Origin of the sequence: Stieleria neptunia (genome assembly GCF_007754155.1) — a bacterium.
GTDB lineage: Bacteria > Planctomycetota > Planctomycetia > Pirellulales > Pirellulaceae > Stieleria > Stieleria neptunia.
Window position 1 is genome coordinate 4,568,776 of sequence record NZ_CP037423.1, and the last position, 20,305, is coordinate 4,589,080.

Annotated in this window: 17 protein-coding genes; 14 read left to right on the forward strand and 3 right to left on the reverse strand. The window is 59.8% G+C overall.

What is annotated here, in order from left to right:
• Nucleotides 1-38 precede the first annotated feature (38 nt).
• From Enr13x_RS15865 to Enr13x_RS15895, 7 genes are all read left to right on the forward strand, one after another.
• Nucleotides 39-428, forward strand: coding sequence for a hypothetical protein (locus Enr13x_RS15865; RefSeq protein ID WP_145387663.1), 390 nt, complete (start codon nucleotides 39-41; stop codon nucleotides 426-428).
• 136 nt (nucleotides 429-564) lie between these two features.
• A complete protein-coding gene (locus tag Enr13x_RS15870) occupies nucleotides 565-810 on the forward strand; it encodes a hypothetical protein (protein WP_231744323.1) in 246 nt (81 codons plus the stop codon).
• 41 nt (nucleotides 811-851) lie between these two features.
• The gene (locus Enr13x_RS15875) at nucleotides 852-1,610 is read left to right on the forward strand and encodes an ABC transporter ATP-binding protein (protein ID WP_145387665.1); all 759 of its coding nucleotides are present in this window, start codon (nucleotides 852-854) and stop codon (nucleotides 1,608-1,610) included.
• A complete protein-coding gene (locus tag Enr13x_RS15880) occupies nucleotides 1,603-3,258 on the forward strand; it encodes a putative ABC exporter domain-containing protein (protein ID WP_145387667.1) in 1,656 nt (551 codons plus the stop codon). The genes Enr13x_RS15875 and Enr13x_RS15880 overlap by 8 nt, the downstream gene beginning before the upstream one ends.
• Before the next feature lie 127 nt (nucleotides 3,259-3,385).
• A complete protein-coding gene (locus Enr13x_RS15885) occupies nucleotides 3,386-5,524 on the forward strand; it encodes an ABC transporter transmembrane domain-containing protein (protein ID WP_145387669.1) in 2,139 nt (712 codons plus the stop codon).
• Nucleotides 5,525-5,549: 25 nt separating this feature from the next.
• Nucleotides 5,550-6,893 (forward strand): HlyD family secretion protein, encoded by a 1,344-nt coding sequence (locus tag Enr13x_RS15890; protein WP_145387671.1) that lies wholly within the window; start codon nucleotides 5,550-5,552, stop codon nucleotides 6,891-6,893.
• Nucleotides 6,803-8,599 carry a TolC family protein gene (locus Enr13x_RS15895; RefSeq protein ID WP_231744324.1) on the forward strand — a complete coding sequence of 599 codons (1,797 nt, stop codon included), beginning with the start codon at nucleotides 6,803-6,805 and terminating at the stop codon, nucleotides 8,597-8,599. The genes Enr13x_RS15890 and Enr13x_RS15895 overlap by 91 nt, the downstream gene beginning before the upstream one ends.
• Here the strand turns inward: Enr13x_RS15895 and Enr13x_RS15900 are convergent.
• The 3 genes from Enr13x_RS15900 to Enr13x_RS15910 form a co-directional block, all read right to left on the reverse strand.
• Nucleotides 8,596-9,963: a Gfo/Idh/MocA family protein gene (locus Enr13x_RS15900; RefSeq protein ID WP_145387673.1), complete on the reverse strand. Its 1,368-nt coding sequence runs from the start codon at nucleotides 9,961-9,963 to the stop codon at nucleotides 8,596-8,598. The two genes, Enr13x_RS15895 and Enr13x_RS15900, sit on opposite strands and share 4 nt — an antisense overlap.
• A 336-nt stretch (nucleotides 9,964-10,299) precedes the next feature.
• Nucleotides 10,300-11,382: a formylglycine-generating enzyme family protein gene (locus tag Enr13x_RS15905; RefSeq protein ID WP_231744325.1), complete on the reverse strand. Its 1,083-nt coding sequence runs from the start codon at nucleotides 11,380-11,382 to the stop codon at nucleotides 10,300-10,302.
• Nucleotides 11,383-11,417: 35 nt separating this feature from the next.
• Nucleotides 11,418-12,683 carry an outer membrane protein assembly factor BamB family protein gene (locus Enr13x_RS15910; protein WP_197456058.1) on the reverse strand — a complete coding sequence of 422 codons (1,266 nt, stop codon included), beginning with the start codon at nucleotides 12,681-12,683 and terminating at the stop codon, nucleotides 11,418-11,420.
• A gap of 207 nt (nucleotides 12,684-12,890) precedes the next feature.
• On the opposite strand from Enr13x_RS15910, the gene Enr13x_RS15915 reads away from it, so the two are divergent.
• From Enr13x_RS15915 to coaE, 7 genes are all read left to right on the forward strand, one after another.
• Entirely contained in the window at nucleotides 12,891-13,247 is a 357-nt protein-coding gene (locus tag Enr13x_RS15915; RefSeq protein ID WP_145387677.1) for a YbaB/EbfC family nucleoid-associated protein, read from the forward strand.
• Nucleotides 13,248-13,266: 19 nt separating this feature from the next.
• Entirely contained in the window at nucleotides 13,267-13,866 is a 600-nt protein-coding gene (gene recR / locus Enr13x_RS15920) for a recombination mediator RecR (RefSeq protein ID WP_145387679.1), read from the forward strand.
• Between the two features lie 187 nt (nucleotides 13,867-14,053).
• Entirely contained in the window at nucleotides 14,054-15,514 is a 1,461-nt protein-coding gene (gene rpoN / locus Enr13x_RS15925; protein ID WP_261344184.1) for an RNA polymerase factor sigma-54, read from the forward strand.
• 460 nt (nucleotides 15,515-15,974) lie between these two features.
• Complete coding sequence (locus Enr13x_RS15930) at nucleotides 15,975-17,309, forward strand: excinuclease ABC subunit UvrC (protein WP_145387681.1); 1,335 nt, start codon at nucleotides 15,975-15,977, stop codon at nucleotides 17,307-17,309.
• Nucleotides 17,310-17,316: 7 nt separating this feature from the next.
• Nucleotides 17,317-18,801 (forward strand): class I adenylate-forming enzyme family protein, encoded by a 1,485-nt coding sequence (locus tag Enr13x_RS15935; protein ID WP_197456059.1) that lies wholly within the window; start codon nucleotides 17,317-17,319, stop codon nucleotides 18,799-18,801.
• Between the two features lie 61 nt (nucleotides 18,802-18,862).
• Nucleotides 18,863-19,579 carry a zinc ribbon domain-containing protein gene (locus Enr13x_RS15940; RefSeq protein ID WP_145387685.1) on the forward strand — a complete coding sequence of 239 codons (717 nt, stop codon included), beginning with the start codon at nucleotides 18,863-18,865 and terminating at the stop codon, nucleotides 19,577-19,579.
• Nucleotides 19,580-19,596: 17 nt separating this feature from the next.
• Nucleotides 19,597-20,280, forward strand: coding sequence for a dephospho-CoA kinase (coaE, locus tag Enr13x_RS15945; protein ID WP_231744326.1), 684 nt, complete (start codon nucleotides 19,597-19,599; stop codon nucleotides 20,278-20,280).
• The last annotated feature ends 25 nt before the right edge of the window (nucleotides 20,281-20,305 follow it).

Here is a 20,305-nt window from a genome sequence, read left to right on the forward strand (position 1 = left end):
CTGCAGTATCTCACATTTCTTCACGGAGGAGCGATCCGGTGGCAAAGTTTTACGTTCAATGTGGTCAGACGGAACTGGTACTCAACAGCGACGCGGCGGATTCGGCGGCTTTGGCGATGATCGATCGCATTCTGGGGCCGCATTTGTGGATTTACGATGATCCCGGTCTGAGCGAATTGGAGTGTTGTCAGCATTTGATGTTGGAGGCGTTGCTGCACCTTCCCACCGAGATTTCGGTCAGCGAGCAAGGATTTGACCGCGACGACGCCAAGAAGCTATCGGTCCCGGAAACGATTCACTGCTGGCATGCGTTGATGATCGGCATGCGTCGCTTGTTCAGCGAGGCCGGGTTGGACCGCAGCGTCGCGGTGCTGGCCGGGGCCCACGCGATCGATCGCGTCGTCTCGATGCCTCGGTTGCCCCGCTAGGCAACGCTGCGAAGCAATGCTTCACAGCGTTATCCGCTCGGGTTGGGGGCGACCGCTCGCGGGGCTGGAACCGGCGTGCTACCTTGGCGGATGTCGGGTCGATCGTGCGAACCCCGGGATCGGCCCTGTTTGCTTCATGCCAAGAACAAGACTGCGGAGTAATCCCGTGCAGCAGGTCAAGATTTTCAAGTCCGTCGATACCGAACTGGATGACTTGGAAAAACAAATCAACCGGTTCATCCGAAAGAATAACGTGCGGGTGTTGTCGATCTCGGGTAATCATTCGGCGTCGATGGATACCGGGGGAGGTCCGATGAACACGTTTTCCGGCGGCGATGTGACCGTGATCATGTTGTTCGAAATTGAATCCCCCAGTCGGTGATTCGGTAGCGTTGTATTGGACCATGCACCCGGCGGCCGACCATGATCGAAGTCGAAGCGTTCGTCAAACGTTATGGTGAGTTCGTCGCCGTGGCCGGTGCATCGTTCGCGATCCCGGCGGGTTCGGTCGCGGCGCTGGTCGGTCCCAACGGCGCCGGCAAAACGACCACGATTCGAACCTTGTGTGGGATTCTTCGGCCGACCGCAGGGCGAATGCGGGTGGCCGGTGCCGATCTGGCGGTCGATCCGATTTTGGTCAAACAACGCACGGCCTATGTTCCCGACGACCCGCCGCTGTTTGACACGTTGACGGTCCAAGAACACTTGCAATTCATCGCGTCGGCGTACCGATTGACCGACTGGCAAGACGACGCCGATGAACTGCTCGGTCGGTTCACCTTGGACGAAAAGAAGAACACGTTGGCGTCGGAGTTGTCGCGGGGGATGCGGCAAAAGGTGGCGATTGCGTGCGCGTATCTACGCCGGCCGGACGTCTTGCTGTTGGACGAACCGATGACGGGGCTGGATCCGCCCAGCATTCGCACGTTGAAGGAAACGATTCGAGAACAGTCGCAGCGGGGGGCGACGGTTTTGGTCAGTTCACATCTGCTGTCCCTGGTCGATGACCTGTGCGATTTCTTGGTCTTGATTCGACAAGGCAAGGTGTTGTTTAGCGGTCCGCTCGGCGAGGCGCGCGAGCGGTTCGGCGGCGCCAGTGGTTCGTTGGAAGAAGTGTTCTTTCGGTTGACCGGTCAAGCGGAAGAACTCGGCGATCAAGATCTTGCGGTGAGCGATGATTGATCCCGCCTTGACGCAATTGATGCGGATGCTGATGCGGGCCGCGGTTCGGCAGGGCTGGCGATTGGTCAAGAAACCGGCCGGTGCGTTCTTCACCCTGTTCATGCTGGCGATGGTTTCGTTCGGGCTGATGCCGACCGTGGTGATGGCGCTGGGCGATCAGAAACAGCCGTCGTCGATCATCGCCGAACTGCTGGGCAGTTCGATCCCGGTCTTGATGTACGCCGCAGCGGCGGCAATGGTTTCGACTGATTCGGGCAAAGCGCTGTTGGAACTGAAGCCACCGGAGCTTCAATTTGTGCTTGCCGGACCGTTCACCAATTCCCAGATCCTGTCGTACCGACTGTTGACGTTTGGGATCGGATGGTTGCCGCTTAGTTTTTTCTTTTCCGTGTTCCTGTTGCCGCATTTCGGCAGCCTGTTGGGCGGTTTTTTGGGGATCGCATTGGGTGGCGCGTTCATCACGATGATCGCCTTTCAATACACGCTGGTCCGATCCAGGATTTCGCCAACGGGTTTGCGCGCGATTCGCTGGTGCGCTGTGGCCAGTCTGGCGCTGATCGCGCTGGAAGTCGCCCAGCAATTGCTGTGGTCTTCGGAAGCCTATTCGGTGGCGATGATTTCCCGGGCGATCAACGGCGGTTGGGCGGCACGCGGTTTGACGTTTCCGTTTCGCCCTTTTGCGTTGCTGATGGAACGTCCCGTCGGGATCGAATGGCTGTGGAGTCTGCTGACGAGTGCTGCCTTGGTTGCCGGAATCACCGTCAGCTGTTATCGGACCAACGGCGGGTTCTCCGAGCTTGCGGTCGAAGGTGTCGCACGGCGGCAAAAGAAACTCGAGCGGATTCGCGGCGGCAACGTTTATGGTGTGTCGACGAGCAACGTGGAACGGCCGCAGATGTTGCCCACGTTCGGATGGCTGGGCGGTGTGGGGCCGGTGGCGTGGTCGCAGGTCACGTCGGCCATTCGGCGCACCGGGCGATTGGTGCCTGGGCTGATTCTGATCGGGATGGTGGCGGCGATCGCCGCGGCGGTGCTGCTGCGTTTTTCACCGGACGCGATTCCCGATCCGGTCCGAACCTATGCCGTGCCGATCGCCCTGGCTGCGTCGGCCTATGTCGGATTTTTGGTGTCGATCACCGCGCAGAGCGGGTTTTCGGCGAATCGACGTCTGCTGACGTGGTACCAGACGTTGCCGATTCGGCCGATGGCGATTGCGATGGGGATGGTCAGCGGAACCGCGACGGTGTTGATCGCGATCGAGTGTGCGTTTTGTTTGCCGGCCCTGGTGGTCAGTTCCCTGACGCTGGTGCAGTCCCTGTCGGTGGTGTTCGCCGGGGGGGCGTTCAGTCTGGCATTTGCGTCGATGACCAATTTTATTTCCGCGGTGACGGGGCTGCGGCCGATGCCCAGCGGAACCCCCGACGTCTTTCAGGGGGCGCGGGCGTTGATTTTCATGATGATCCTGGGGCTGTCCATGACGCCGATCATGCTGTTTGCCGTCGGATCGGCGGCGATCGCCGGGGTGCTGGTGGGGTTTTCTTGGACGTTCTGTTCGATTGCCGCGGGGCTGGCGATGTTGGCGGGGCTGCCGGTGATGTGGTGGTACTCGGGGATCCGGTTTGTCGACAGCGAGTTTTTGGGTGATTGACCGAGTTATCGGCTTGTCAAAAATCGAGCGTTGACCCTACAGTTTGGCCGGACCTGTGATGGGGTCAGTCGTGACCGCGTCAGGATGTGGACCGGGTTTTCGTCTCCTAATTCTCTAAATCATTGACATGTTACGACCGGGTGAGGGCAATGCCGCAGAGATCGATCGCGAGGGCGATGAACGCGACTTGGACCGAGTGCCGAGCGTCAGTGCGGTGGAAAAGACGATCGCGGTGTTGGTGATCGCGCTCGATGTCCAGGTCAACAAGCAGCCGATCGCGTTGCACGTGCAGACGCCCGATCCGGGGGATCCGTTTCGGCAGTTGATGGACGCGGCGGAGAAATCCGACATCGTGTTGCGGGAGTCGCCGTTCCGCAGCGTGGGGGAGACGTTTGCGACGATTCGCCAGGGGTATGCGGTGGTGTTCGCGCTGGAGGGCGGAAAGATTTTGGTGCTGGAACGGGCCGAGGGCAGTCGGCTGGAAGCGTCTCTGATCGGGAAGACCACCGAGCATCTGAGTTTGAGCAAATCGGATCTGACCGGTCTGTTAGGGAAGCGTGATTCGGTGCGAATGTTGGTCGCGAAAAAGGAGCTGGAGTGCGAAACACTTTCGGGCGCCCACGCACACGACGGTGTCGGCGACTATCCGACACCGATCCGGCGTTTGATCGCACTGTTGGATTTGGATCGGCGCGATTTGTGGCTGGTGGTTTTGTTTGCGGGCGTTGCCGGGGTGTTGGGATTGGCGACTCCGCTGGTCATCGAAGGGTTGGTCAATGTCGTCAGTTGGGGGACGTATTTCCAGCCGCTGGTGGTGTTGGCGGGGATGTTGTTGACGTGTTTGGGGATCGCGGGTGTGCTCAAGGTCTTGCAGACCTGGGTGGTCGAGATGATCCAGCGACGTCAATTTGTGCGAATCGTCAGCGATCTGTCGCATCGGTTTCCGCGTGCCAACCAGGCCTCGCTGCGCGGCGAGTATCCGCGGGAATTGGCCAACCGCGTGTTCGATATTATGACGATCCAAAAGGCGACGGCGGTGTTGTTGCTGGACGGTGTGACGGTGGTGCTGACGACCGCCCTGGGGCTGATTCTGCTGGCGTTCTACCACCCGTTCTTGCTCGGCTTTGATCTCGTCCTGATCTTCACCATGGTCTTTTTTACGTGGATTCTCGGTCGGGGGGGGATTCTGACGGCGATCAAGGAATCGAAGACCAAGTATGAAGTCGCCCATTGGTTGCAGGACGTGATCTCGATGCCGACGGCGTTCAAGACGGGCGGCGGTGAGCGACTGGCGATTCTGCGTGCGAATCAGCTGACATCGGAATACATCAAAGCGAGAAAGAAGCAGTTCGGCGTCGTGATCCGGCAGGTCATTTTCGCCGTCGGATTGCAAGTCGCCGCCTCCACCGCGCTGCTCGGACTGGGGGGCTGGCTGGTCATCGACGGGCAATTGACGCTCGGACAACTGGTCGCCAGCGAGCTGGTGGTCACCGTCGTGGTCGGTGCGTTCGCCAAGGCCGGGAAGTCGTTGGAGAAGTTTTACGACATGATGGCCGGGATCGATAAAGTCGGTTATTTGCTGGACATTCCGCCGGACCCCAGGACGGAGATCGGTACGATTCCACAAGGTCCCGCGGAGGTCGGTTGGAGCGAGTTGGCGTTCCATTCGTTGATGCACGATTGCAAGGTTCCCAGGGCCGAGGTTGCCGCCGGTTCTCGTGTGGCGATCGTCGGCGATGATCAGGCGGGAATGGACTGCCTGGCCAAATCGCTGGCCGGTCTCGTCGATCCCGATTCCGGGGTGATCCAGGTCGCCGGGTTTGACGCCTTTGAAGCGGCGATCGCCGACCCCGGTGAACTGGTCGGCTACGCCGGAATGCCCGAGCTGTTTTATGGTTCGATTGTCGAAAATGTCAGCCTGGGACGCCCAAACGTTTCGCCCAATCGGGTGCGTCAGGCGCTCGCCGCAACCGATTTGATCGAAGCCGTGCTCGCGTTGCCCGACGGATTGAACACCCCGGTCCAAACCGGCGGCTATCCGCTGACGATCGATCAGCAATCGCGTTTGATGATTGCCCGTGCGATCGGACCGCATCCCCGGTTGCTGGTCATCAACGGACTGATGGATCATTTGAGCCGCGAGCATCGTGAACAGCTGTGGGAAAATCTGACCGGCCCCGATGCGAACTGGACGTTGATCGTCTTTACCAATCGGGATGAAGTCGCCGCCCTTTGCGACAGCCAGATTTCGTTGCACCTCTCCTAACGACACGCACCCGTTCGTCACTGACATGATCGCATTCGAACCTACCGCCGATGACTTTCCGGCACTGCAAATGGTCCGCACCGGGCGCATCGTACGCATCGTCGGTCGGATCACGTTTGTCGCCTTGATTCTGTCGATCACTGCGATGGTGTTCGTGCCTTGGCGGCAGACCGCGCGGGGCACCGGAACCGTTTTGGCGCTCGATCCACAGCAACGGCCCCAACCGATGCTTAGTCAATCCAAGGGCGTGGTCAGCTACGTCAAACCGGGGCTGCGTGAAGGGAGCTATGTCGAAGAGGGCGAGTTGCTGTTGCAGATGACGCCGTTCGCGGCCGACGGCGTGGCTCAGATCGATACCCAGATCATCGCGTTGGAATCCAAGTTGCAGGCCGAAAAGGCCAGTCTGGAGGTCGCCAAGACCAACGCCGAACTGCAGTTCCAATCCGGCGAGTCCTTGGAAAAGTCGCTGCAACAAGATTACAACGCGGCCAAGCAAAAGTGGGAGCAGGCGAAGAACGAGGTCACCGCGCTGCAAGCCGAATTGCGTGACAAACTGAATCAATTGCAAGTCGCCGAAGACGTCTTTCCGCAGGGACTGATTTCACGCGAAGAGTTGTTTTCCAAGCGTCGAGCGGTCGACGCCCAGGAAGCCAAGGTGCTCAAGGCCGAGAACGCCGAGCAGGAAGTTTATGCCGCCCTGGCATCCAAAGAAGAAGAAATCGAAGCCAAAAAACGGGACATCCGAATCAAGAACCAAGAGGCCAATGACAAGATCAACGCGGCCACCGGAAAGGTCAACACGGTTCAAAAAGAGATCTCCGATCTGAGGAACAAGCGGTCGGAACTGGATCGATTGGAGATTCGGGCGCCCCGTTCCGGGTACATCCAACAGTGGAACGGTGTCACCGGCAGCGACACCATCAAGGAAGGCGATCAACTGTTCGTCATCGTGCCCGATGCGGATGAATTGGCCGTCGAAATGAAGGTCAGCGGCAACGACATGCCCTTGATTCAAGAGGGGGGTCAGGTGCGTCTGCAGTTCGAGGGATGGCCGGCGGTGCAGTTTGTCGGCTGGCCCTCGGTCGCGGTCGGAACGTTCGGCGGCAAAGTCAACCGGGTTTTCCCAACTGACGACGGGATGGGGTATTTTCGCGTGATCGTCACGCCGGACAATCATTTTCAGCGGGAGGACGGTTGGCCGGATGACCGATACCTTCGTCAGGGTGTGCGCGCAAACGGATGGGTTTTGCTGAAACGAGTTCCTCTCGGTTATGAGATATGGCGTCAATTGAACGGATTTCCTCCCGTCGTGGCCGACGGCGAGCCCAAAAAGGAAAAAACCGCGAAGGTCAAACTGCCCAAGCCGTAATTGCGATCGCCCGGTCCGGGCGTCGCGGCGCCGTCCGTCTGGCACTCGCGGCGATGCTGTGGGGCGGATGCACGATTGATGTCGGTGCCCAGGAGCGAAGCCGAATTCCGCAGGACGAGACGGATCAACGTTCCTTTGCCGCGTTTTTGGCGATGGTGGAAGACGAGGTTCAACCCCCGCCGGCCGACGTGGTCGAATCCAACACGTCCGACGGCAGGCAAGCGGCCGAAGCGATGCCCGTTGCCGAGGAGCCGTTGAAACTGGCCGATGTCGTCGCCAGTTTGTATCGTGCCTATCCGGACATCCATCGCGCCCGGCAACTGCGGCCGCTCGCCGGTGGGGAATTGTTGTCCGCCTACGGAGCGTACGACACCAAATTCAATGCCCATTCGCTGTCGGAGCCGACGGGGTTCTACGAGAACTATCGCAGCGGCTTGGGCGTGGCCAGGCAGACCTGGTGGGGCGGCTATCTGTCGGCGGGTTACCGAATCGGGCGTGGGTTCTATCAACCGTGGTACAAAGAACGTCAGACCGATGATGCCGGCGAGTTCAAGATCAGTGCCGCCCAACCGTTGTTGCAAGGTCGGGCGATCGACCCCCAACGTGTCGCCGTGTTCCAGGCCAGTTTGCAGCAACAAGCCGCCGAGCCGCAATTCCAACAAGCCATCTTGTCGATTTCCAGCGACGCGATCGAGGTCTATTGGGAATGGGTCGCCGCCGGGGCCGTCTTGCAGGCGCAGCAGGAATTGCTGGACTTGGCCGTCAAACGCGGCAAGCAATTCGAAGTCGGCGTCGAGGCGGGGAAGTTCGCGACGGTCAATCTGGTCTTGAATCAACAACTGATCGCCGAGCGGAGCGCCTTGCGGCTCAAGGCCCAGCAAAAGTTCCAAGCCACCGCGTTCAAGTTATCGCTGTATCTGAGAAACGAATCAGGGCAACCGCTGGTTCCGGCCGAGAGTTGGTTGCCGACGCGGTTCCCGGTGATCGAACCACAACGCGAGTTTGATTTTAATGCGGACTTGGCCGCCGCTCTCGGTCGTCGTCCCGAACCGCAGATCCTGCAGTACGAACTTCGTCAGGTTCAATGGGACCGTCGTCTGGCGTGCAACGAGATGTTGCCCCGCTTCGACTTTGTGACCGAAGCGTCACAGGACATGGGCGAGCCGGCGACGAAGTCCGATGACAAGGGCGAATTCGAGCTGATGATCGGGTTCCAAAGCGAGGTGCCCATTCAACGTCGCAAGGCGCGGGGCAAGATTCAATCGACGTCCGCCAAGATCATTCAAATCAATGAAAAGCTGCGGTTGGTACGGGACAAGATCGCGACCGATTTGCAGATCGCGCAAAACCAATTGATGCTCGCTCAGCAGATCGTCGAGCAAAGTGAATTGTCATTGCACGCCGCCCTGGACACGTTGGCCCGCTACCAGAAAGGTTTCGAGAAGGGCTACATCGACCTGATCTACTTGAACCTGTTGGAAACCAAGGCCAACGAAACCGAGATCAAGTTGGTCGAAGCCCAACGCGATTGGTTCACCGCGTTGGGGGCGTTGCAGATTGCACTGGGCCTGGATCCGCTCGATCAAGCGGTGGTGGTTTCCTCGCTTCCGGCGAGTGAAATGCCAGGCCCTGGGAACTTACCGGAGGTGGAAGACGTCGACGATCAAGAGATCGAACGGGCCTTCCAGCCGCCGGCCGCGGATTAAAGGTATTCGCGGTTTTTGACCAATCCCGGCATCGGAACGTTGTACTTGCCTTGAGCGTTCAGCTGTAGCGGCGAGTCGGAATCGAGCGTCAGTTGGTCGACGTTGGGGGCGAATTCATGATCGTGTTTCATGAATTCATCCAACGTGATTTCCTGGCCGGTGTGTGCCGCCATCCGTCCCATGCTGGTCACGGCACTGGCCATCACGCCGCGTTCGACTTCGTTGTACGCGGTGTCGTTGCGAATCGCGGCGACCAGATCGTCCCATTCCACTTGATAGGGATTCGGTTCGGGTTGGGGGAATTCCCAGGTCAGGTTGTCTTTCTCGAACGCCTGTCCGGAATAGATCCGCGCCTTGGCGGGGGTGTGTGACGCCGTGGAGATCACCGCGGAGCCTTTGGTGCCATGGGCGAAGCTGGCGAATTCGCGTTTGCAACCGGGCATGGTGCGTCCGTCGACCAGCAATTTGGCTCCATCGTCGAAGGTGTATTCGATCGAGTAGACGTCGAAGTTTTGGTCGACGTCTTCGCCGCGATAGTGGCGTCCGCCGCAGGCGATCGCTTTGACCGGCCAGGCGTTCTTCATCCAGCAGGATTCGTCGATGTTGTGGATCAAGAAATCGCTGACCGCCCCGCCGCTAAGCCACAGGAAACCGTGGAAGTGTTTGATCTGGTACATCAGTTCGCTCAGGTCGCCGGTGTTGGGCGGCGCCGCAGCCGACCCGGTCGGTCCGGCCATGCGGTAGGCCCTCAGCATCATCAGGTCACCGATCTCGCCGTTTTGAATGCGGTCGAACAATTCTTGGCGGGCGACACAGTGTCGGCACATCAATCCGACCGCGACCTTCAGGTTTTTTGCCATCGCGGCTTTGTTGATTTCCAACATCCGCACGGAGGTCGGGGCGTCGATGGTGACGGGTTTTTCCATGAACACGTTCAACCCACGCTCGATGGCGTAGCTGTAGTGCACCCAGCGGAACGCCGCCGGGGTGGCCAAGATCACGACGTCGCCTGGTTCCAGCGTGTCCATGACCTTTTTGTAGGCGTCGAAGCCGATGTAACGTCGCTCCTCGGGCACGTCGACCTTGGCGCCGATCTTTTTCTTGTTTGACAGCGACGTGTAGGAACTCTTCATCTTGTTTTCGGACACATCGCCCATTGCGACCAGGGTCATCGGCCCGTTGTCGACGGTCAATGCGTTGATCGCCGCACCGGTTCCGCGTCCGCCGCAACCGAGCAGCCCGACGCGGATCATGTTGTCTTCGGCTGCGTGGACCGTTTGTGGTCGGGCGGCGGCAAGGGTGGTGGCAGCCGCGGCGGCTTTCGTCGTGGTTGCCAGAAACTGTCGTCGGGTCGGGTTCGTCATCGAAAAAAATCTCGGTTGGGGGAGTCGGAAGAGTTGGTGGTTGGGTTCATCTCGTTCCCGGGCTCCGCCTGGGAACGGTGGTTTCTATGAGGCTCCTGCCTCGCGGTCGTGTTGCGCGCGAGGCGGGAGCCTCGCGAACCTTGCGTGTCGAGGCGGAGCCTCGTCACGAGTCGGCTAGTGAGATTGCTCGATCTCATCTCGTTCCCAGGCTCCGCCTGGGAACGGGGGTTTCTGTGAGGCTCCTGCCTCGCGGTCGTGTCGCGCGAGGCGGGAGCCTCGCGTTCCTTGCGTGACGAGGCGGAGCCTCGTCACGAGTCGGCTAGTGAGTTGGCTCGATCACTCCTCCGGGTCTTTTTGTTCCGGTTCGGTCTTGTCCCATTTGGCGGCTTTGGCTTCGGGCGTCGGTTCTTCCAAGGGGCGGACGATGCGAAAACCGACCGACAGGGCATCGGTGTGGTACCAAATGCTGCGGGGTTCCTGGGGATCCTGGTCCTTCCATTCTTCGGCCGACGCTTTTCGCGCGGCGCTGCGTAAGACTTCGGGATCGTCATCCCAGCCCCCGCCCCGAACGACGCGGGGATACAGGGTCTTGGGGACGACCAACGGGTCGACCGATTCTTTGATCGAATCGTAGGGCGTGTACTGGTCGAGCACCCACTCGGAAACGTTGCCGTGCATGTCGTACAGCCCCCAGGGGTTGGGCTTTTTCTGGCCGACGCGTTGGTAGGTGTCGTCGCTGTTGTCAAAGAACCAGGCGTGGTCTTCCAGTTCGTCGACGTCGCTGCCGAACGAATAGGGCGTTTGGGTCCCGGCGCGACAGGCGTATTCCCATTCGGCTTCGGTCGGCAACCGGTAGTAGCGTCCCGTTTTCGCGGACAGCCATTTGCAATAGGTGCGTGCGGCGTGTTGGGTCATGCAGATCGCCGGATAGTCTTCGCGGCCCATGCCGAAGCTCATGTCGGTGTAGGGCTCGGTGGGTTTGGAAACACCGTCGACGGCCAGGTCACGCGGGGTCGGAGCGATCGCCAGCATCTTGCGCATCCGCTGGTCCACTTCTTCATTCCAGACGTCGTACTGTTCCCAGGTGATTTCGAACTTGCCCATCCAAAACGGAGAGACTTTGACGGTGCGTTGGGGGCCTTCGTCGTCGCCACGATCGTCTTCGTCGTCGGGGCTGCCCATCAAAAATTCGCCGCCCGGGATCGGGACCATATCGATCTTCAGTTGCGTGTGCTCGATCGGCTCGGCGTAAGGCTTCATTTCCGTCGGGGTGGTTGCGACGGCGTCGGCCACCGGCAGCGGTTCGACTTTGGCCGGCGCCTCGCCCGACGCTGAACTGATGAGCAAGCCGGGGCTAAGAAGCAACAACCACGCGACGGGGGAACCGAGCGTGCGAAGGGATGGGTTGGGGTGAATCACGGTGGTTCGATCGGCAGAAAAAGGAATGGAAACGTTTATTTTGAAATGCAATACAGTCGTTGATCGCTACGTAACAATAATCGATCCGACGCGATCGCGGGGGTGGCGTTGAAGCGTTCGGAGTCCGTCCCCAGCTTGTTCACGGCAAGCTCTTTGTACTCCGGCTGGGCGGCCAGCACCAACACGCCGGCATCGCGTGTGGTCAGGTACAGCTTGCTGCCATCGCTGACGATCGAGCCATAAACCCGACTCCGCGTGGGCATCCGTTCTCGAAACATCTCTTCCCCATCGCTCGCTCTCAGGCACAGCGCGATCGATTTGTCGTGCGACCAATACAGATGACCATCGACGAGAATCGGGCTGGTCACGTTGGCGCCACGGGATTGTTCCCAGACCAGGTGCGATTGAGACACATCGCCGCGTCCGCCGGGACGGATGACGAAGGTCTTGTTCGAACGACCGCCGCTGCAATATAGCAGACCGTCGTGCTCGATCACGCAGGGCACCACGTAGTCCTGGATCGCATCGCAGGACCAATGTTGCTTGCCGGTGTGGGGATCAAAGCCCAATGTCGCCAGTTTCTGGTTGACGACCAATTCGACCGACCCGTCCGGCAGCGTGACGAGCGTCGGGGTGGTCCATGCGCTTTGAATGCCGTCGGTTTTCCAGCGGATTTCCCCGGACTGCTTCTCCAGACCATAGAGGGTGCCGGATTCGATCGATGCGTTTTGGATCAACAGATCGCCGAACAAGATCGGGCTGGCCGCGGCACCAAAGCCGACCGTCTTGGTTCCCAGATTTCTTTGCCAGCGGAGTTCACCCTGGTGTGAGACCGCGACGCATCCGGAGGGTCCGAAAAAGGCATAGACCCCGCTGTCGTCCACGCAGGGCGTCGGGGATGCATAGCCGTGCTCGCCGACTCGCTTGCTGAGCGCTTGTTCGTCCGGCGACGGCTTGATCGGGCAATCCCAGAGGATGTTTCCGTGGCGAAGATCCAGGCAAATCACGTGCAGCATCAGCGCTGCCGGATCGCCCGGGTTTTCCAACTCCATCCCATAGCCGGTGTAGGCGGTCAGATAGATGCGATCATCCCACACGACGGGGCTGCTGCTGCCTTTGCCCGGCAGGTCCGTTTTCCAAGCCAGATTTTCCGTCTCGCTCCACGTCGCCGGCAGATCCGCTTCGGCGACACCACGGCCCCCTGGGCCGCGAAATCGGTTCCACTGCTGCGCTGGGACGGATTCGGAACAACAGAGGCTGGTGATCAAGCAGACCACACAGAAGAAGCGGAGACGCGGCATAGGTGATTTGAATCGCGAAGCGAGGGCAATACGGCGGGAATCGTATTTTAACAGCAACCCTGCCCGCGTGCCGTCGTTTCGAAGACTTTCCTGATTCGCTACAATCCAAGGCGTTCCCGGCACGGCCTTCCGGTGCGCCAGACGGCCGTGTTTCGGTTTGAAATCCAATCCATTCCAGACGTTTCCCAACTCGTTTTCTGCAATCACATGTTTAAAGGACTTGGCAATCTCGGCAACATCGCGTCCATGATGGCCGCATTCAAGGATTTGCCGCACAAGATGCAGGAATTGAACGCCCGCATGCAGAACGAGCATGTCCGCGGCGATTCGGCATGCGGCAGGGTGTTCGTCGTCGTCAACTGCGTCGGGCAGGTCCAATCGGTGAACATCGCCCAGGATGGCATGAGCAACGCGGAGATCGAACAGGGGGTGTTGGAAGCGACCAACGCCGCCGGCGCCGCGGCCAAGCAAACCTACGCCGAAGCGATTCAAGCGATGGTCGCGGACATGAATCTAGATATCCCCGGCGTCGATGGGCTGTTGACGTCCCTGATCGGCCGCTGAGCGCGACGGAGTCTGCGAAGTGGACAAGCATGCAGGGGCTGTTTCTGAACTGGTCGACCAGCTGGGCCGGTTGCCGGGCGTGGGGCGAAAAAGCGCCGAGCGGCTGGCGTTCCATCTGTTGCGGGTCCCGGAGGCGGAGGCGATCGCGCTGGCCGATGCGATTCGGCGGATTCGCAGCGACATCCGTTATTGCCAGGCCTGTTTTAATCTATGCGAACAGGAACTCTGCGCGATTTGTCGCTCTGACGGTCGTGACACCACCCGGTTGTGTGTCGTCGAGCAGCCCCGCGATTTGATGAGTTTGGAGCAGTCGCAAGCCTTCAACGGCTTGTACCACGTGTTGCTCGGCCGAATTGCCCCGCTGGACGGGATCGGCCCGGACCAATTGACCATCGATGCGCTGGTTGATCGGGTCCGCGACGGGAATTTTACGGAGATCATCATGGCCACCAACCCAAATGTCGAGGGCGATGGCACCTCGTTGTACATCAGCAATGTGCTGGCCGAGTTTCCGGTGCAAATCACAAGGCTGGCGCGGGGCATTACGGCCGGAAGCGTGTTGGAATATGCCAATCGGGAAATGATTGCCGATGCCTTGGTGGGCCGGCAAAAATTATAGGGGGCAAAATCGGCGCTCTTTGGCACAAGATATGCTCGCCGGCCGGCCAAAAAGGGTATGATGTGGCAGAGCCGAAGGTCGCCGGAGCACCCGCGCAGAAATGTCATTGCGGTGGTGAAAGAGCGTCCAAACGTGTAAAGCGGATCTCATGAGCGGAATGCGAATGTCGATGGGCCTGCAGGCCCGAATGGTTCAGACCCAAAAACTGGCCCCACGGATGATCCAGTCGATGGAGATTCTGCAATTGCCGATGCTGGCGTTGCAGGAACGCATCGAACAGGAGATGAACGAGAATCCCCTGCTGGAACAGCAGGAGACCGAACCGGCGCCTGAAGAGGGAGACCTGCCGCCGTCGGCCGACAATCGCAGCGAGGATGAGAAGGAGTTGGTCGTTGAAGACAGCGGCGACAACTCGGACGATTTCGAGCGTCTGCAGAACATGGTCTCGGAGCTGCCCAACACGTTTGACGATTCCTTCCGACGCTCCTCCGGTCGGATGCAAGAGGAGGCCGATCGGCGACACGATCTGATGGCCAACGCCCAGTCGCGGCCCGAATCGCTGAACGATTTTCTGCTGCACCAGCTCGCCGAATTGGACATCGATGACGATGTCGAACGGATCGCCGAGCGGATCATCAGCACCTTGGATGCCCGCGACGGCGGATACCTGCGCACGCCCTTGGCGGATCTGCTGCCCAGCGATCATACCGCCGAGAACTACGAAGTCGCCGAGCGGGCATTGCAGGTCGTCCAGTCCCTCGAACCGACCGGGATCGCCGCGCGTTCCTTGAGCGAATGCTTGTTGATGCAATTGCGTCCGGAGTTCGAGCACTTCGAGGAAATGGAAAAACTGATCAGCTCGCACCTGGAGGATTTGGCCGCCAACCGATTGCCCCAGATTCAAAAAGCCACCGGCTATTCGATCGAGCTGATTCAGACCGTTCGGGCCGAGCTGCAGATCTTGAATCCCAAACCGGGCGCCGCGTTCATGGAAACCTACGTTCCCAACGTGACGCCCGACATCATTTTGGAGCAAGACGAGAACGGCGAATACAAGATCACCTTGGACGACGACCGCGTTCCCTCGCTGTACATCAGCGAATACTACCGCCGACGGCTTCAAGACCAGTCGTGTACCGAAGAAGAACGCGAGTACATCAAACGCAAAATCAACAGCGCCCAGTGGTTGATCGAATCGATCGAGCAGCGTCGAAGCACGTTGACGAAAGTCGCCGAAGCGATCGTCGCGCATCAAAAGAAATTCTTCGACGAAGGCCCCGAAGCGATCGAGCCGCTGAAAATGCAACAGATCGCCGAGAAAGTCGGCGTGCACGTGACCACGGTCAGCCGCGCAGTCAACGACAAATGGATGCAGACGCCACGCGGAATCATTCCACTGCATCGCCTGTTCGTCGGCGGGACGCAAACCGATGATGGCGAAGACGTCGCGTGGGATACGATTCGATTGAAGCTGCAAGAGTTGATCGACAGCGAGGACAAACGAGATCCGCTCAGCGACGAAAGCCTGGTCAAAAAACTCGCCGAAGAAGGCATGACGGTCGCGCGGCGGACGGTGACCAAGTACCGAAAACGCATGGGCATTCCCAGCAGCCGCCAACGCAAGGATTGGTCGTTGGCGAAGAAGTGAACCCCGCGGGCCGCACCGGCTCAAGCAACCTCCCGTGTGGAGGTCGTGCAGTTTTTAAAGTCACCCTCCTGGTAGGAGGGTCGAGCGAAGCGAGGGGAGGTCGAACGGTGAATCGCGGCGTTCACATCCCCCTTGTTCCAAGGCTCCTGCCTTGGAACACACTGTCTTGGAGGCTCCGCCTCCGGACGGCCTGCGGCGGGCGGCGGAGCCGCACCGAAATTGCGTTCCAAGGCAGGAGCCTTGGAACGAGGCCCCAAAGGCCGGAGCCTTGGAACGAGGCCCAAAAGGCGGAGCCTTGGAACGAGGCCCAAAAGGCGGAGCCTTGGAACGAGGCCCAAAAGGCAGGAGCCTTGGAACGAGGCCCAAAAGGCAGGGCCTTGGAACGAGGGGTCGACAAGGCCCAATCCTGGGATCGAACGCCTCGGCGATCTTAATTTTCTTCAACCCCTTTCCTCCGCGGATGACCGACTCTTCTGCTGAATCACCGACCGGATTTGATCAGGCAGCCGCCAAGGTCAAAACGTTTCCCCAGTCACCCGGCGTCTACTTGATGAAGGACGATGCCGGGCGGGTGATCTATGTCGGCAAAGCCAAAAACCTGCGCAGCCGCGCGGGAAGCTACTTTCTGAAAGCGGCCGCGGAGGATGCCCGGACGGCCGGCTGGATCGGGGAGATCGCCGACATCGACTACATGGATTGCGACAGCGAGGTCGATGCCTTGTTGGTGGAGTCGCGTTTGATCAAGGACATCCAGCCGAAGCACAACAAGGATCTCAAGGACGACAAGAGTTTTCCCTACCTGATGATCACGACGCGTGAAGAGTTCCCACGAATCGAAGTCACGCGGGAACCGAAAGCAAAGGGTGTCAAGCTGTACGGGCCGTTTGCCAGCGCCGGCGCACTCCGCGGTGCGATCCAAGTGCTGCAGCGGATCTTTAAATTTCGCACCTGTTCGTTGGACATCTCGGAATCCGACGAACGCTGGAAATGGTTTCGCCCCTGTCTGTTGGCCAGCATCAATCAGTGCACCGCGCCTTGCAATTTTCGCATCGGCAAAGAAGAGTATCGACGCGACATCAAGCGGCTGCAAACGTTTCTCGAAGGCGGGAAACGCAAATTGATCAAGGAGATGCGGGACGAGATGACGGCGGCCAGCAAAGCGCTGGATTTCGAACGTGCGGCCATCGTCCGCGATGAAATTCAAATGTTGGAACGACTGGAAGAACGCGGCGAATTGGACACGCACGCCCAGCCGGAGGTGTTTTACATCGATCCGAAGAAAGGCTTGGCGGGTCTCCGCAAAGTGTTGTCGCTGGAGGAAACACCCCGGGTCATCGAAGGCGTCGACATCGCGCATTTGGGCGGCGGCGAAACGGTCGCCAGCCTGGTCCAATTCATCGACGGGCTGCCTTTTAAACCCGGCTACCGGCGCTTCAAAATCAACGACGTCGACGGCATCGATGACTTTCGTAGTATTTATGAAGTGGTCTCACGCCGCTTTCGCCGGCTCAGCGACGACAGCGATGCGTTCCCCGACATCCTGTTGATCGATGGCGGCAAGGGCCAATTGAGCGCGGCGATGGCGGCGTTTCGTGATCAGGACATCACTCCGCCGACCGTCATCTCGTTGGCCAAACGCGACGAGGAGATCTTTCGGCCGGGCGAAAGTGAGCCGCTGCGGTTGAGCAAGAACTCGTTCGCGCTGCGATTGCTGCAATACGTCCGCGATGAATCACACCGTTTCGCCCAGCACTACCACCACATTCTCCGCAACAAATCGACCTTCGATCGGTGAATGCGCCGTGACACATTCCATCGGTACCCTTGTCGATGCACTGAACCGAAACGCGGAGCAATTTGCCACGGGGCGGGCGCTGCTGCTTTCGGATGATTCGGGTTCGTTCCAGCCACAGGACTCGGTGACGTGGGCGGAACTGGCGCGCTGGGTGAAGGCCGTTGCCGTGCGGCTGCGGTTACAAAATCCGCATCATGCACCCGTCATGCACGTGGTCAGCAACACGCCGGTCGATGTCGTGATCGCACTGGCTTGCCAAGCGGCGGGGATCACGGAGATCCCGGTGGACGTTGATGGCGGAGCCGACTATTTGTCGGGCTGTCGCCGCAAGGTCGATTGTGATTGGCTGGAAGACGCTGCCAAGGGAGAACTCGTTCGTCGCGGCTACGATGCGATACGTTCCGATTCCGGTCGATCCGTCGTCGCGGAGTTGCCGGAGGTTTCCGCAACGGACGACGCGTTGGTGTTGTGGACCAGCGGGACATCGGGCCAGCCCAAGGGAGTTGTTTTGTCGCACGCGAGTCAGTTGCTCAATGCCGCCGCCAAACTGCGGTCGGTTCCACAGTCCAGAACGGATCTGCGTTTGACGGTGCTTTCGATCGCTCATGGTTACGCCAGGACATGCGATCTGGGCACGTGGTTGCTGTCGGGGTGCACGTTGGCGATCGCACGCGGCTACGAAGGTTGGCAACGGGTGTGCGAACGATGTGCGCCGACGCTGTGCAATCTGGTCCCCAGCTTGGCCGGTCGCGTGCTGGAAAGCGGCCCCGTCCCGCCGTCGCTGCGGTTGGTCGGTTGTGGGGGAGCGGCGATGACAGAAGATCAGTTTTGGCGGTGGGGCGAGCAGGGCGTGACGGTGATCCAGGGTTATGGGTTGACCGAAGCGGGGCCGGTGATCGCCAGTCAAACGCCCGGCGATTCGATTGCGGGGCACGCCGGTCGTTTCGTCGACGGCTGGGAATATCGCCTTGAAGGTGAGCCTGTGCAGAAGGACGGGCCGGAGGAAGGGCGGCTGTTTGTACGTGGGCCGCATCTGATGCGTGGTTATTGGCAGGACAGCGAATCAACCGCGCGGCGAATCGACGCGGCGGGTTGGCTGGACACGGGCGATCGCGTGCGGATCGGCCCGGCCACGCGACAGTTGCAAATCTTGGGACGCTGTGACGACCGGATCGTTTTGTCCAACGGGCACAAGATTGACCCGCTGGGACTGGAACAGCGGCTTGCGGCGATTCATGGTGTGCGGACCGCGGTCGTTTCGGCGGGAGCGGAACGACGATCCGTTGAGTTTTGGGTGGAGACGACCGAGTCGGAACTTCCGATTCGCGAAATCGACGCGATCGTCCGCACCTTGCCACGCTGGGAACAGCCCCGTCGGATCCGGCGGTTGGTGGTTCCGGAAAACGCCAGGGAGCGGCTGTTGAATCGAAAAGGGGCGATTCGGCGTTCCGAGATGTTGCGTTACCTCGATCGGTCGACGGGTTCCTGCTGAGCGGGATACGGCGGTATCATGGTGCCCGCTGCGTTCACTTCTCCTCGGGAACTAGATCTTCATGGCCGTCGACAACAAGACACAATTCGAAAGCGCGTTGTTGCGTCGCTTGCACTCACTGCTTTTGCAAATCGGCGACTTGGAGGGGCAGCTTGCACGGGGACCGAGACAGATCAAGGCCGGCGAGGGTGTGGTCCAGGCCAGCCAGGAGACGCTCGATCAGGCCAAGCAGGCGGTCAAAGCTGCGACGCTGGCATGCGACGAAAAACAGCTTCAATTGAAATCGCGAGAGGATCGGATCGAGGGCTTGAAAGCGAAGCTGAACACGGCGTCGAGCAACAAGGAGTTCGACCTTCTGAAGGAGCAGATCGCGGCCGACGAACAGGCCAACAGCGTTCAAAGTGACGAGATTTTTGAAGGGCTCGAACGCATCGACGAGCTGCAAGAAGCCGTCGCGGTGGCCGAGCGTGAATTGGCCGAAAAGACGGCCGAGCACAAGAAACGCGTCGAGGCGGTGGAGAACCGAATGGTCGTCGTCCAAGCCGATTTGGACCACGTCCGCAATGAACTCGCCAAGGCGGAAGCCGAGGTCCCGGCGGCGGCCCGTTCGGAGTACAAACGTTTAACCGAAGGCCGCGGCGACGAAGCCCTGGCACCGATCGAAGACGATTCCTGTGGCGGATGCAATCAGACGTTGACCACGCAGATGGTCGATCGCGTCCGACTGGGATTCTTGACACACTGTCCGGCCTGTTCCTCCTGGCTTTATCTTCCGTAATCGAGTTGAGCGATGCGATGCTGATTTTGGGGTTGGTCGGATCACCGGCCGGCGGAAAATCTTCGGCCGCTGAGTTTCTGGCGTCACTGGGGGCGGAATGGATCAATGCCGATCTGATCGCACGCGACTGTCTCGGTCGCCCCGACGTCGTCTCGGCGCTGACCGCCCGGTTCGGCGACGGCATTCTCAATTCCGACGGAACGATCGATCGCGCTGCCATGGCCGATTTGGTCTTTGGTAACGATCAGGCAAAGCGGGACAACCTGGCGTTTCTCGAATCGGTGTTGCACCCGCTGACCCGTCAAGAAATTCAGCGGCGGATTGTCCAAGCCGCCGACCGCGGGCGAGCGGTCGCGTTGCTGGACGTGCCGCTGCTGTTTGAATCCGGCTGGGACCGGAGTTGTGACCAGATTTGGTGTGTCGACGCGACACGCGAAAATCGGCTGGATCGCTGCAAAACACGGGGCTGGGATGCCGCCGAACTGGATCGTCGGGAGGCCAATCAGATGCCGATAGAGACGAAATGCCGACTCAGTAATCTCGTTATGCGCAATGACGCGACCTTAGATGCTTTGCACCAAAATCTTCGTCTACGGTGGCGGGATCTCGTTAGAATGAACCCAGCAGCCGGTGCGCCGGCGGACGCCCCATCGCGGCCGCCGGAGCGTCACTGTTCCTCCGACCGCGGAACGATTTCCTAATTCAAGCCCCGCAAAGCGTCGGTTC